The organism is Actinoallomurus sp. NPDC050550 (assembly GCF_040655075.1).
Taxonomy (GTDB): domain Bacteria; phylum Actinomycetota; class Actinomycetes; order Streptosporangiales; family Streptosporangiaceae; genus Actinoallomurus.
Genome location: NZ_JBFAJC010000018.1, coordinates 49400 through 62853 on the forward strand (window position 1 = coordinate 49400; position 13454 = coordinate 62853).

Sequence of the window (13454 nt, forward strand, 5' to 3'; positions counted from 1 at the left end):
CCTCAGCCCAGGTACTTCACGAAGCCGTTGGCGAGGGCCTCGGCCATCTGCTGGCGGCCCTGCGGGCTCTTCATCTTCGCCGCGTCACCGGGGTTGCGCATGTTGCCGCACTCGATGAACACCGCCGGCCGCGTCGAGACGTTCAGCCCGCCGAGGTCGCTGCGGACGTCGATGCCGTTCTTGCCGAGGTAGGTGGAGAACGGGATGCCGGTGCCCTGGTGGAAGGCGTCGCGCATGTCCCCGCCGAGCTGCTTGGACGGCGCGATGATGGACTCGTTGTGGCCCTTGATCACCGCTGGCTCGATGATGTGGAAACCGTGGCCCTTCGCGGGCGCGCCGTCGCCGTGGATGGCCAGGACCGCGTCGGCGTGGGCGCGGTTGCCGATCCGAGCGCGCTCGTCGACGCACGGCCCGACACCGGTGTCGTTGGAGCGGGTCATCACGACCTTGGCGCCCTTCGCCCGCAGGATCTTGGCGAGACGGTTGGCGACGTCCCAGGTGAATTCGTGCTCGCTGTAGTTGTCGTCGGTCGAGGTGCCGGTCGTGTTGCAGGCCTTCCACCCGTTGTAGACGTTGACCTTCTTGTTGATGATCTCCGGGTGCTTCGCGTTACCGCCGTTGTGGCCGGGGTCGACCACGATGACCTTCCCGGCGAGGGAGCCCTTGGACGCCTTGCTCGGGGACCCGCCGCCCGGCGACGGCTCTCCGGGCGCGATGCCGGGCTGGGAGGAGGACGCCTTGGCCGACGGCGGAGCCGCCGAGGCCGAGGACGAACTCCCGGTCCCACAGGCGGCCAGCGCACCCGCGAGCACCGTCATGACCAGGGCGCTCAGCGCCCTGCCGGAGCGAACCGTGGAATAACACATCACGCCCAGTGTGCCAAACGCCGGGTAATGCCGTGGCCTTCCCCCGGAATCGCTGAGTGGCCGCCGCCGCTCCCTCCGCGCTGAGTCACGCGACGGCGGCCACGATCGGGCGGGTCAGCGGACGACGCTCTCCTTGCCGAGCAGGGCCGCGAGGGCCCGCGCCTCGTCCGCGTCCAGGCCGAGCACCACACGGGGCCGTCCCCACGGGTGGTCGATCGAATGGGCCACGTACCCGGCGACGGACTCGGTGACCTCCTCGATCAGCCCGCGGGCGTGCCGCCACTGCGACCACGCGCGTTCCAGCTCACTCGCCGCGCGCTGCGCGGATGACACCAACTCCGGATCACGCACTTGTCGGCTCCCAGGATTCGGCGAATTGCCCCGCCCGCCGCCCGGCGGTCTCCGCCTCGGCACCCCGGCCCTCCCCCCGGTAGGGCCGGCGACACTCCCGATGGCGACCCGCCGGGCGGCCGGTCACGCACCCATTAAGGCGGCCGCGTCCCTCCGCGGTACGGGGGTTCGGCGAGCCTTGGCGACGCCCTTACCCACCGGAGACCCCGGCGGGACCCGGCGAGCCCTCCAGGTAGATCAGCGATGCCATACGTAGATCTCGCGACGCCGCGACGCGCAGGCCAGGGCGCATCCAAGGGCCCGTCTCAACGCCCCCGTCCGTAGCGAGCGGTGTCCAGGTGGTGTCAGGTCCTCAGCGGGGGGCGGGGCCGGTGGTCGAGCGGATGACCAGGTGGGGTGTGACGAGGGTCTGCCGGGGGTGCCGGAACGGGTCCTCGATGCGGGCGCAGAGGCGTTCGGCCGCGACCCGGCCCATGTCCCGGCGCGGCTGGTCGACGCTCGTCAGGGCGATGTGGCGGATGGCGGCCAGATGGGTGTTGTCGTATCCGACGATGGAGATGTCGGCGGGGACGCGCAGTCCGCGTTCGTCGGCGGCGGACAGCACTCCGGTGGCGACGAGGTCGTTCGGTGCGAAGATCGCCGTGGGGGGCTCGTCCCGGGCGAGCAGCTTCCGGGCGGCGCGGTAGCCGCCCTCTTCGGTGAAGTCGCCGGGCTCCACGACGATCCGGTCGGCCAGGCCGTGCCGGCGCATCGCCGATTCGTACCCTGCTCGTCGGTAGTGCGCGGTGGTCGAGGGGGCGCCCTCGATGTGGGCGATGCGGCGGTGGCCCAGTTCGACGAGGTGGTCGACCGCGAGCCGGGCGCCGAGCTCGTCGTCGTCGACGACGATGTCGACACCCTCGATGTCGCGCTCGCCCACGACGACGACGGGGACGTTCTTCGCCGTCTCGGTCAGGCTGTCCGGCACGACGCTGAGGAGGACGAGCCCGTCCACGCGCATCTCCAGGAACGCCTCGACGGCCTCCGCCTCGAACTGCGGGTCCCACCGGCCGCTGCCGACCAGCATGCGCAGTCCCGCGCCGTGCAGGCTCTCCTGCAGCCCGTCGAGGAACTCGGCGAAGAACGGGTTGTGCAGGTCGGCGACCAGCGCACCGATCAGTCGGGTGCGTCCCTCGACCAGGCTGCGGGCGACCGCGTTAGGGCGGTACCCGAGCTCCCGGGCCGCCTTCAGCACGGCCTGCCGTCGGGCCTCGCTGACGTGCGGCGACCCGCGCATGACGAGAGAGACCAGCGATTTCGATACGCCGGCGCGCTCGGCCACGTTACGGATCGTCGGCTTCGCCGCCGGCACCTTGGGCACGGCCGCCTCCTGGCGTGGGTCCTCGGGCATGGGGGTTCTCCTGTCCCAGCGACCGCCTGAATCAGGGACAGATACCGGCGGACCGCCGCAAGGGAGGAGATGCCATGATGCCCTTACATCGCCTCCGACGCCCGTGACCCTGAGTAAGGGGCATACCCGAGAGGGATTTCGGGCCGGGTCACTACGTCGCGCCCGTGCGTTGACCAGCTCGAGAGGGAACCATCGCACGGAAAGCTCGCTCCGATACGCTTCCAATGTGGCTGATCGCGCAACCGCTCCGGAAGGCCAGGCGGGACCGCCCAGGCGTTCTTCCGGCGCACGGCCGGGAAGGCGGCGCCTCAGCGTTGATGAGCGCCGCGAGGAGCTGATCTCGGCCGCCCTCGAGCTGTTCAGCGACAGGCCGCCCGAGGAGATCTCGATCGACGACGTCGCGGACGCCGCCGGAGCCTCCCGCGCGCTGGTCTACCACTACTTCGGCGGCAAGCAGGAGCTCTACCTCGCCGCCCTGCACACCGCCGCCCGGCAGCTGAACGACCTGCTCGAGCCGCCGACGGAGGGCCGGGGCCTGGAGCTGCTGGCGGTGTCGCTGCACCGCTACTTCGACTTCGTCGAGCACTACGCCGCGGCGTTCGTCGCGCTGTTGCGCGGCGGTCCGGCGTACCGGACCGGCGAGATCGGTGAGGTCATCGAGGGCATCCGCAGCCTCGTGATGAGCCGGATCATCGCCGCCATCGGCGTGGAGGAGCCGGGCCCCATCCTGCGCATCACGCTGCGCTCGTGGATGGCCTCCGTGGAGACGGCCGGCCTCGACTGGCTCGAACACCGCGACATACCCCGCGAGGAGCTCGAACGGCTGCTCGTCGATCATCACGTCGTGCTGCTGGACGTGGCCGCCCGGCACGACCCCGAGGTGGCCGCGTTGTTCGAACGCCTGTCCCGGGAATCCCGGACCGGCTGACGGGCACCGTGTCCTGACGGGCGCCGCGTCCGCGGCACGGCCACCCGGTGACACTCATGAGTGTGGATGCCCCGCCCGGTCTCGGGCGAGGCATCCATCACCTGGAGTCCGTGCAACCCCCCGGCACGGTCCCGAAGGAACGGGACCGGCTCGAACCTCACGGAATCTCCCCGACCTTTCGCGAGCGGCGGTGACCCGCCAGCTCACGGCTCATGCGACACGCCCGGCGCCTGCCGGCCATGCGCCCCCCAGTCGAACCGTCGCCGACGGGTCCGTGCGGCTCGCCGACGACTGATCGGGGTCTCTTCCGACTACTCCGACCGCTGCTGCGGGATCCCCCCCAGCAGAGCGCGGACCTCGGCCTCGCGGTAGCGCCGATGTCCTCCCAGCGTCCGGATTGACGTCAACTTCCCGGCCTTCGCCCAACGGGTGACGGTCTTGGGGTCGACGCGGAACATCGTCGCCACCTCTGCCGGCGTCAGCAGGGGCTCGGCCTCTGGCGTACGAGCTGACATTTGTGCGGCCTCTCCTCCGTGGACCGATGACAGCGATCCAGCGTTTGAACCTCGCGCGTGCCACTGATGTCTCTTATGGTCTGGATGGACCACTTTGACATCACAAGACGTAACCATGCCACCACTGAGCGCAACAGGCAAGTCCCTGATAGCAACTCTGTGATTTTTGGTGGTCGAGTCACGCTGCGTGATTCTAGCGACACGTATAGTCGCATCGCGCGGTGATTCGGCTAATTTTGCTCACTTCACACGATGGAACGGCTTGCCGCCGACGTGTGACCTGGTCTCGGAGGCACGGAATCCTGCTCAGTTGGCGGATTCGAGAGCTCGTACAACCCGCCACCGAGCGGTCACGCGCTTGTGCATCGCGACCGCGACCTCGGTCTGCCCGGTCTCCAGCCCCATCAGGGCCGCGGCGATCTCCGCCACCGACTCGTCGGCCCGCAACGCCGCGTCGTCGAGCAGATGCACCAACCCGCCGTAATCGAGTTCCACAAGAGAGTGGGGATGAAACTCTTCGAGCCAGCGGCCCACCGACTCGACGTCGCCGAGCTCGAACCCCTCGCCCACCTGGCGCCGCAAGACGCCCCGGGCGCGCGCGACACGCCGCCGCGCCTGGGCCATCGGCGTGACGTAGATCAGCGTACGGGTCGGTGTGGCGGTCGTCGGGCCGCCGGATCCGGCCTCCGCCTGCCCGCCGAGCACGAGCCACCGCTCCTTGGCCACGAACGGCAGGAACCAGGCCATCGGGACCTGCCAGGTGCTCGACAGGATGTGCGGGGTCAGCGACCCCGACTCGCGTTTCCAGCCCTCGAACGCCGTCTCCGCCTGCTCGGCCACACGGGGCGGCACGAACGCGCCCGTCAGCCGCTCGGGCATCTCCGCCCGGAACCGGTCGAACGCCAGCCACGACCGCAGACGCGTCTCCCACGGACAGACATACGTCACGCCCTCGACACGCCGGACGTACGCGTCGCCGCTCTCGCGCGTCGGCGCGACGATGGGCGGAACCGCGATCATCCGCCACAGCGCGCGAGTATGCTCGACGCCCAGCGCCCCGACCCGCCGCGGTCTACCCTCCGACTCGGCGTACGCCGACCACCGGGCGCGCTCCGGCTCGGGATAGGCGGCCAGCGGTTCGTACACCCGGAGGTAGGCGGCGTAAGGCAACACGATCGCATCGTGACACGACACGGCGCAGAACGCTCGTCGTCAGGGCCGCCGAGATCCTCCTGAGACCTCACGTGCCCACCAGCGCGCGCTTACCCACCGGCCTCGCCTCCTCACTCACTTCGCGGGCGGCATCGTCCCTCAGCCGCCCACTCCGCTCGCTCGTCGGCTCGCTCGGTGTTCCGTCGTGCCGCTGCCTGCACTCCGGCCCCGGTACGCCTACCCTGAACCTGTCGGACTCATGCCCCGGCGCCGGTCACGGCCGTGCGATCCACGGTTTTCGCCGCCGGCGCCGGGTATTCCGCTCGTGCCTCACCCCGGCCACGGGCAGCGTGTGCTCAGAGAGGAGCCACCACAGTGACGAAGGTCTTCGGCACACCCCACGAACAGGTCGTCTTCTGTCACGACGAGACCAGCGGCCTCAAGGCGATCATCGCCATCTACTCGACGGCCCTGGGCCCTGCGCTCGGCGGCACCCGCTTCTACCCCTACGGCTCCGAGGATGAGGCCCTGGCCGACGTCCTCAACCTGTCCAAGGGCATGGCCTACAAGAACGCCCTGGCCGACCTGGACCTCGGAGGCGGCAAAGCGGTCATCATCGGCGATCCCGCCACGGACAAGTCCGAAGCGCTGCTCCGGGCGTACGGGCGGTTCGTGCAGTCGCTGAACGGCCGCTACTTCACGGCCTGTGACGTGGGCACCTTCTCCGAGGACATGGACGTCATCGCGCGCGAGTGCGACTACGTGACGGGCCGTACGGTAGCGCACGGCGGCGCCGGGGACTCCTCGATCCTCACCGCGTACGGGGTCTTCCAGGGCATGCGGGCGGCGGCCGAGCGCGTGTGGGGCTCGCCCACGCTGCGCGGCCGGCGCGTCGGCGTCGAGGGCGTCGGCAAGGTCGGCCACCGGCTCGTCGAGCACCTGCGCGAGGACGGCGCGGACGTGGTGATCACCGACGTGAGTGCGGCCGCCGTGGCGCGCGTACGGGCGCGGCACCCGGAGGTCGACGTGGTCGACGGCCACGAGGGCCTCACGGGCTCCGACATCGACGTCTACTCCCCGTGCGCGCTCGGCGCGGCCCTCGACGACGAGACGGTCGCCACGCTGCGCGCCAAGATCGTATGCGGCGGGGCCAACAACCAGCTCGCCCACCCGGGCATCGAGAAGCAGCTCGACGACCGGGGCGTCCTCTACGCGCCCGACTACGTCGTGAACTCCGGCGGCGTGATCCAGGTCGCCGACGAGATCGAGGGCTTCGACTTCGACCGGGCGAAGCAGAAGGCGAGCGGGATCTTCGAGACGACCCGGCGGATCTTCGCGATCGCCGCCGACGAGGGCGTGCCGCCCGCGGTTGCGGCGGATCGGCTCGCCGAGCGACGGATGTCCGAAATCGGCCGTCTGCGGACGATCCTGCTCCCCCGATGATCGCCACACGCTGGGGATCTACCTCTGCCGGAGGCCGCTGGAGCGTCGACCGGAATGGTCGGCTAAGCTCTAGACCAGCCGCCGCCGTGTAGACGACGTACCGAGCTGGGCGCAAAACGGGTACGGTTGTATCCGTAGCCGATGCGCGGGGTGACGTCGCGCTCGGTTGCGGGTGCGTAAGCGAGCGTAAGTGGGGCCGATACGACGGGTCCCCGACCATCGAGGGGGTCGAGCCAATGGGGCGCGGCCGAGCCAAGGCCAAGCAGGTCAAGGTTGCTCGCCGGCTGAAGTACAACAGCGGCGGAACGGACCTGGATCGCCTGCGCGGTGAGCTGGGCGTCAACCAGAACTCGCAGGATGACCATGACCCCTACGACGACGATTCGTCGTACGAAGACCTCGCGTCGCGCTATGCGGACTACGCCGAGGACTACGACGAGAAGGACGGCACGGGTAAGAGCTGAGTGCCGTCTCAGCGTCTGACCACACCCGGTCGCCCGGCCGACCGAGGCCTGAGGGGTATGCCGGGAGGTACGACCGAAAAGCGTCCCCGCCAGTACGGCGGGGACGCTTTTCGCGCGTGCCCGCCGACTCCGGCGTAGTGGCGTAGGGCGCGGGTTCTCCTCGCGCGCCGTCCTGCGGCGATTCCGCATGTCCTGAATCTGGGACGGCATACGACGCCGCGCCGAGGCATTGGATGCGCGCCGTGACCAGTTCGCTACGCGGCCAAGTTTGCGGGCCGCCGTTTGTAGGGCTCGCCACTGGCACGGTCCACAAAAATGTGCCGAATGGCGAAAAAACTCACGCTTGGTAACTTCTCTCCGTTTTGAGCGTTTTTTCAGGAGTTTTCAAGCTGACAATGACCTTGACTTCCGGCCAACTGCGGACGTGATCTTTGTCGGCTCCTGAGTGACGATCGGCGGGTACGAGACCCGCGATCTGGGTCGAGTCCCACCCCGCCAGGAGAGACGTACATGCCCCAACCCCCCAGCCGGCGGCGGTCTCGCCGCCTGCCCCACCCGCCCGCGGTACCGTCCGCAGGCGCGTCCCCGGGTCGCTCACCCTCCTCACTCGCTTCGCGGGCGGCATCGTCCCTCAGCCGCCCACTCCACTCGCTGCGTCGGGTTCGCTCGGTGTCGTCAGGTCGCTCACCCTCCTCACTCGCTTCGCGGGCGGCATCGTCCCTCAGCCGCCCACTCCACTCGCTGCGTCGGGTTCGCTCCCGGCGCGCGGGCGCCCTGATCGTGGCGCTCATGGTGGCCGTTCTGACGGCCGTCACGGTCCCGGCGGCGTCCGCCTCCGGCATCCCGGCCAAGCGACCCGCACCGCACACGAAGGCGACGAGCCCGACGTCCCCGGGACTGCACCCGACGAGCCGGGTCTGCGCCAAGCCTTCCCGGGCGGACGAGATGGCGTGCCTGTCGTTCGTCCGCGACGACGTGGTCGGGCCGAAGGGTGTGCAACCGAAGAGCACACCGGCCGGATGGGCGCCCGCCGATCTGGTCAGCGCGTACGACCTGCCCGCGACCGGGCGGGCCAGACGGTCGCGATCGTCGACGCGTTCGACAACCCGAACGCCGAGACCGACCTGGCCGTCTACCGGCAGCAGTACGGGCTGCCGGCGTGCACGACGGCCAACGGCTGCTTCAAGAAGATCGACCAGCGCGGCGGCACCAGCTACCCCGCGCCGGACGCCGGATGGTCCGGGGAGATCGCGCTCGACATCGACATGGTCAGCGCCGTCTGCCCGAGCTGCAAGATCCTGCTGGTCGAGGCCGACGACAACGGCATGGACAACCTCGGCACGGCGGTGAACAAGGCGGTCACGCAGGGAGCCAAGTTCGTCTCAAACAGCTACGGCGGCGGTGAGGGCTCCGACGAGGGCCAGGCCGACGACGCCTACTTCAAGCATCCCGGTGTGGTCGTCACGGCCAGCAGCGGCGACGACGGGTACGGCACGAGCTATCCGGCGGCCTCGCCGTACGTGACCTCCGCCGGCGGCACGTCCCTCGTCAAGGACTCCTCCTCGCGCGACTGGAGCGAGACGACGTGGAGCGGGGCGGGCAGCGGCTGCTCGGCGTACGAGGCCAAGCCGTCGTTCCAGCAGGACACCGGCTGTTCCAAGCGTTCGATCGCCGACGTGTCGGCGGTGGCCGACCCGAACACCGGCGTCGCCGTCTACAACGGCGGCTGGCACGTCTACGGCGGCACGAGCGTGTCCGCACCGGTCATCGCGTCGGTCTACGCGCTGGCCGGCGCGCCGACGGCGGGCTCCTCGCCGAACGCCCTGCCGTACGCGCATCCGGGCGACCTCAACGACGTCACGAGCGGTTCCAACGGCAGCTGCAGCCCCGCCTACCTGTGCACGGCGGGCAGCGGGTACGACGGGCCGACCGGGCTCGGCACGCCGAAGGGCGTCGGGGCGTTCAAGTCCGGGCCGCACGGCATCGTCACCGGCACGGTGACCGACGGGACGACCCCGCTGGCCGCCGCGAAGGTCAAGGCGGGCGACGCGACCACCACGACGGACGGCCAGGGCGACTACACGCTCAGCGTGCTGCCCGGGACGTACGACGTGATCGCGAGCAAGTTCGGGTACTCCTCGAAGACCGTGAGCGGCGTCCAGGTCGACGACGGTCAGACGGTGACCGAGAACCTCACGCTGGCCGCGAAGGCGCGCGTCAACGTGACCGGTCTCGTCCGGGACGGGTCCGGCCACGGCTGGCCCGTCCCGGACGAAACCGTCCGCGTCAAGGACGAGCCGACCACGGTCGCCTACACCGCTCCGAAGACGGGCCGGTACGCGCTCAGCGTCTCTGATTAGCTCAGTGATCCCAGTGTCGCTCAGGGATGTGATCCAATCGCCTTCGTGCCCTGGTGCTGAACGGCGGGAGCCGACAGCCCTCGTGGCACGCCCCTCCGGACGCTGATCGGCGAGGCCTCGCGGCCCCACCGAGGAGGGTGCCCGACGTCGCCTGGGCACCGGGCGTGCGCGTGACAGTCTGCCACAGGATCACTACATAGCGCTATCTGTCTGAGAAACCTGCCCGCCGACGACAGCTACACGCTCCAGGTCGACCCGCTGTATCCCAGGTGCACGCCGTGGGTTTCGCGATCGTCGACAGCGACAAGTACGGTTCGGGCAACAGCCAGGACACCTCGCTGATCAGCCCGGTGACCGACTTCACCGGGAAGACGCATCCGATCGTGTCGTTCCGCAGCGACTACTACGGCTTCTCCGGCCAGGTCGGCGACGTGGACCTGAGCGTCGACGGCGGCCAGACGTGGACGACGGTGTCGCACCACACGACGAGCGTGCGCGGGCCCCGTACGGAGACCGTCGACCTGTCGGCGGCGGCCGGCAAGAGCGCGGTCCAGGTGCGGTTCCACTTCACCGGGAAGTTCGGCTACTGGTGGCAGGTCGACGACGTCTTCCTGGGCGAGCGGACGTGCGACCCGGCCTCCGGCGGTCTCGTCGTCGGCCAGGTCCTCGACCAGAACACCGGGGCGGGCGTGAACGGCGCCAAGGTGACGTCGGCGGACCGGCCGGCGGAGAGCGCGACCTCGGCCGCGACGCCGGACGACCCGAACCTCGGCGACGGCTTCTACTGGCTGTTCTCCTCGGTCACCGGAGGTCACAAGTTCACGGCGTCGGCGAGCGGCTACTCCGCCAAGGACGTCACCGCGAACGTGGCGGCCGGCTGGGCGACGGCGGCCGACTTCTCGCTGCCCGCTCCCCGGCTCGCGGTCACGCCGACCGCGCTGACGAAGACGGTCGCGTGGCAGGGCCAGGGCAGCGCGACCCTGACTCTGAAGAACACCGGCTCCGCACCGGTGACCGCCAAGATCGGTGAGCAGCCGGGCGACTACCATCCCGCGGCGCAGGGCGCGCCCCTGCAGAACGTGAAGGGAGACTACGCGCAGGGCCGCTTCCGGCCCGACAAGGCCGCGAAGGCGCGGACGAAAGCTGCGGCCAAGGCCGCCGCGTCGCCGTACGCACCGCCGTGGACGAGCATCGCCGACTACCCGTCGACGATCATGGACAACGCCGTCGTGAACGTCGGCGGCAAGATCTACTCGATCGCCGGCGTCGACTCCTCGTCCGTGCTCAACAAGGCGTACGTCTACGACCCGACCGGGCAGGCGTGGTCGCCGATCGCCGATCTGGGCACCGCGCGGGAGGCCCCGGAGGCGGCGACGGTCGGCGGCAAGCTGTACGTCTTCGGCGGCTGGGGTTCCACCGGCGCGGCGGTCGCCAAGACCGAGATCTACGACCCGGCGACCGGCGCCTGGTCGGCCGGCGCCGACAACCCCAAGCCGTACGCGGGCGCCGGTGTGGGCGTCGTCGGCGGCAAGGTCTACGTCGTGGGCGGCTGCCTGGACAGCTGCGGCGCTGACAACGTGCAGGTCTACGACCCGGCGGCGAACTCCTGGAGCTCGGCGGCGGCCTACCCGGAGAAGACCGCCTGGCTCGCCTGCGGCGGGCTCGGCGGCAAGCTGTACTGCGCGGGCGGCTCGTCGGCCAGCGTCAGCAGCAAGCACGCGTACGTCTTCGACCCGTCGAGCGGGACCTGGTCGTCCATCGCCGACCTGCCGATCGACCTGTGGGCGATGGGCTACGCGGCGTCCGGCGGCCAGCTCCTGGTGTCCGGCGGCGTGACCAACGGCACCAGCACCCTCACCAACCAGGGCTTCGCCTACCACCCGGACTCCGACTCGTGGACGGCCCTGCCCAATTCCAACAACACCCTCTACCGCGGCGGCGCCGCCTGCGGCCTGTACAAGATCGGAGGTTCCAGCGGCGGGTTCAACGCCGTGAAGAACGGCGAGACCCTGCCCGGATACGACCAGTGCACCGCGGCGGGGGCCGACGTCCCGTGGCTGTCGGAGGACACGACCGAGGTGACGATCCAGCCGGACAAGAGCGCCAAGGTCACGGTGAAGTTCGACGCGAACGTCGCCGCGATCGCCCAGCCGGGGACGTTCACCGCGCAGCTGACGGTGGACGCCAAGACCCCGTACGGTGTGGCGCCCGTGCCGGTCACGTTCGCGGTGAAGCCGCCGTCGACCTGGGGGAAGATCACCGGGACGGTGACGGGCGCCGGATGCACCGGCGCGGCGGCTCCGCTGGCCGGGGCGACGGTGCAGATCGACAGCTGGACGGCGAGCTACACGCTCAAGACCGACAAGAACGGTCAGTACGTGCTGTGGCTCGACGTCCGCAACAACCCGCTCACCCTGATCGCGGCCAAGGACGGCTGGGCACCGCAGACCAGATCCGTCAAGATCGTGAAGCTCGCGTCGACCACGGCCGACTTCGCGCTCAAGCCGGACCACACCTGTAGTTGACCTAGTTGACGGCTCGTGCGGGCCGCGGGACATCGCTCCCGCGGCCCGCGCGGCTCTGCGGACGCGCAGTTCTACCGGGGGTCATCCAGACCGTTACGAGTCGCTGACCGCGTGTTACTTCCCGGTTAAATCACCCTGACCGAGCAGTGGTGATTATCACGGTTCATCCGGAAACCTCCCTAAAAACCGCTGGCCAGCGCGCAACTGACCACGAAAAGCGGCCTCCCCATCACGCAGTGTTCCGGGTTAGGCTGACCCCGGTCGAATTCAGTCAGAACTCGAGTCGGGGGGACGTCGTGTTCAGGGCGCGCGCAGGTTGGATCGCAGCGGTGCTGCTGATCGCCCTGGCGTTCCTCGGCGGCCCCGACCTGCTGACCGGCCACTCCCATACCCCGATGGCGGCGGCCACCGCCGCCGCAGAGCGCGACCACCGGGCGGGCGAGGAGCTCGACAGCCCCGATTCGGCGATCGAGCACCTGATGCTCGGCCGCCGACGGGTGCCGGCGCTCCCGCCATCCTCTCAGGACGACCGCGCCACCGCGCCGATCGGACAGGTCGGCATCGCCGCCGACCTGGCATCCGGATTCGCCGGTCCGATCACGGGCGGCCACGCGGAGCGTCAACCATCCGCGTCCTCACCCGAGTCGCTGCAGGTATTCCGCTGCTGATCCACGTCCAGCGCGGCTGACCGCCCGACGTTTCCCTTTTTCTCCGCTGATTTCTCCGCAGACGGCGTGACTCTCGCGCCGCCTGGTTGACGCCTGCCCGCGATGGCCCAGCGCCGTGCCTCGCGTACCCGGTGTTCCTCGTCCTTCCCTGACATCGGTTCCGACGACCCGAAGAAAGGTTGTGCCATGCAGTCGCTGATCGACAATGCCCGCCTGTTCCCGAAGCGAGCGGCCGACCGGCGTACGGATCTCGGTCGCCTCGCTGCGGGCCAACGCCCCGAGGCGCTGTTCATCACCTGCTCCGACTCGCGCGTGGTGCCCACGCTGATCACCGGCGCCGGCCCCGGCGAGCTCTTCGAACTCCGCACCGCCGGGAACATCGTTCCCGTCCACGACGCCGAGCGGATGACCGCCGAGGCCGCCACCATCGAGTACGCCGTCGAGGTCCTCCGGGTGGCCAACATCATCGTCTGCGGGCACTCCCACTGCGGGGCCGTGGGCGCGCTCCTGAGCGGCGGCGACCTGACCGCCATCCCCTCCGTCCAGCGCTGGCTCGCCGACACCGGGCCGCACGACCCGGTCCGGGACGCGATGACCGACGCGGACGGCGCGTCCATCACCTCCGCCGTACAGCGACACGTCCTGACCCAGCTGGACCGGCTCCGCAGCCACCCGAGCGTCGCCGCCCGGGTGGACGATGGGCGGCTCGCGCTGCACGCCTGGTTCTACGCCATCGACACCGGCGTGGTCAGCGCCCACCACCCGCAGACCGGAACCTTCCCGCCGCTCTGA

At 70.0% G+C, this 13454-nt stretch carries 12 protein-coding genes; 7 read left to right on the forward strand and 5 right to left on the reverse strand.

Translation table 11 applies throughout. The features are described 5' to 3' along the window. Positions 1–2: 2 nt before the first annotated feature. The 3 genes from AB0I04_RS24520 to AB0I04_RS24530 all read right to left on the reverse strand — a co-directional run bounded on the left by AB0I04_RS24520 (position 3) and on the right by AB0I04_RS24530 (position 2607). Positions 3–866, reverse strand: coding sequence for an N-acetylmuramoyl-L-alanine amidase (locus AB0I04_RS24520; RefSeq protein ID WP_360888541.1), 864 nt, complete (start codon positions 864–866; stop codon positions 3–5). Between the two features lie 114 nt (positions 867–980). Then, a complete protein-coding gene (locus AB0I04_RS24525; protein ID WP_360888543.1) occupies positions 981–1217 on the reverse strand; it encodes a hypothetical protein in 237 nt (78 codons plus the stop codon). Positions 1218–1569: 352 nt separating this feature from the next. Beyond that, the gene (locus tag AB0I04_RS24530; RefSeq protein ID WP_360888545.1) at positions 1570–2607 is read right to left on the reverse strand and encodes a LacI family DNA-binding transcriptional regulator; all 1038 of its coding nucleotides are present in this window, start codon (positions 2605–2607) and stop codon (positions 1570–1572) included. A 226-nt stretch (positions 2608–2833) separates the two neighbouring features. Between AB0I04_RS24530 and AB0I04_RS24535 the strand changes: the two genes are divergently transcribed. Beyond that, positions 2834–3535, forward strand: coding sequence for a TetR/AcrR family transcriptional regulator (locus AB0I04_RS24535; RefSeq protein WP_360888548.1), 702 nt, complete (start codon positions 2834–2836; stop codon positions 3533–3535). Positions 3536–3846: 311 nt separating this feature from the next. On the opposite strand, the gene bldC is transcribed toward AB0I04_RS24535, so the two are convergent. After that, the gene (bldC, locus tag AB0I04_RS24540; protein ID WP_141956617.1) at positions 3847–4050 is read right to left on the reverse strand and encodes a developmental transcriptional regulator BldC; all 204 of its coding nucleotides are present in this window, start codon (positions 4048–4050) and stop codon (positions 3847–3849) included. Between the two features lie 306 nt (positions 4051–4356). Beyond that, entirely contained in the window at positions 4357–5223 is an 867-nt protein-coding gene (locus tag AB0I04_RS24545) for a hypothetical protein (RefSeq protein WP_360888552.1), read from the reverse strand. Positions 5224–5577: 354 nt separating this feature from the next. Here AB0I04_RS24545 and AB0I04_RS24550 point away from each other — a divergent pair, with 354 nt between their 5' ends. From AB0I04_RS24550 to AB0I04_RS24575, 6 genes are all read left to right on the forward strand, one after another. Continuing rightward, a complete protein-coding gene (locus tag AB0I04_RS24550) occupies positions 5578–6645 on the forward strand; it encodes a Glu/Leu/Phe/Val dehydrogenase dimerization domain-containing protein (RefSeq protein WP_360888555.1) in 1068 nt (355 codons plus the stop codon). 236 nt (positions 6646–6881) lie between these two features. Next, positions 6882–7109, forward strand: coding sequence for a DUF3073 domain-containing protein (locus tag AB0I04_RS24555; RefSeq protein WP_360888558.1), 228 nt, complete (start codon positions 6882–6884; stop codon positions 7107–7109). A gap of 1019 nt (positions 7110–8128) precedes the next feature. Next, positions 8129–9469: a carboxypeptidase regulatory-like domain-containing protein gene (locus tag AB0I04_RS24560; protein WP_360888561.1), complete on the forward strand. Its 1341-nt coding sequence runs from the start codon at positions 8129–8131 to the stop codon at positions 9467–9469. Between the two features lie 278 nt (positions 9470–9747). Beyond that, positions 9748–11994, forward strand: a complete 2247-nt coding sequence (locus AB0I04_RS24565; protein ID WP_360888564.1) for a kelch repeat-containing protein — start codon at positions 9748–9750, stop codon at positions 11992–11994. A gap of 329 nt (positions 11995–12323) precedes the next feature. After that, positions 12324–12662 (forward strand): hypothetical protein, encoded by a 339-nt coding sequence (locus AB0I04_RS24570; RefSeq protein ID WP_360888567.1) that lies wholly within the window; start codon positions 12324–12326, stop codon positions 12660–12662. A gap of 186 nt (positions 12663–12848) precedes the next feature. Beyond that, a complete protein-coding gene (locus AB0I04_RS24575; protein ID WP_360888569.1) occupies positions 12849–13454 on the forward strand; it encodes a carbonic anhydrase in 606 nt (201 codons plus the stop codon).

What these genes read in the sequence shown, in the direction of transcription:
- AB0I04_RS24530 (WP_360888545.1), bottom strand. Translation starts at nt 2,607, where the DNA reads ATGCCCGAGGACCCACGCCAGGAGGCGGCCGTGCCCAAGGTGCCGGCG.
- AB0I04_RS24555 (WP_360888558.1), top strand. Translation starts at nt 6,882, where the DNA reads ATGGGGCGCGGCCGAGCCAAGGCCAAGCAGGTCAAGGTTGCTCGCCGG.
- AB0I04_RS24575 (WP_360888569.1), top strand. Translation starts at nt 12,849, where the DNA reads ATGCAGTCGCTGATCGACAATGCCCGCCTGTTCCCGAAGCGAGCGGCC.
- AB0I04_RS24560 (WP_360888561.1), top strand. Translation starts at nt 8,129, where the DNA reads ATGGGCGCCCGCCGATCTGGTCAGCGCGTACGACCTGCCCGCGACCGG.
- AB0I04_RS24520 (WP_360888541.1), bottom strand. Translation starts at nt 866, where the DNA reads ATGTGTTATTCCACGGTTCGCTCCGGCAGGGCGCTGAGCGCCCTGGTC.
- bldC (WP_141956617.1), bottom strand. Translation starts at nt 4,050, where the DNA reads ATGTCAGCTCGTACGCCAGAGGCCGAGCCCCTGCTGACGCCGGCAGAG.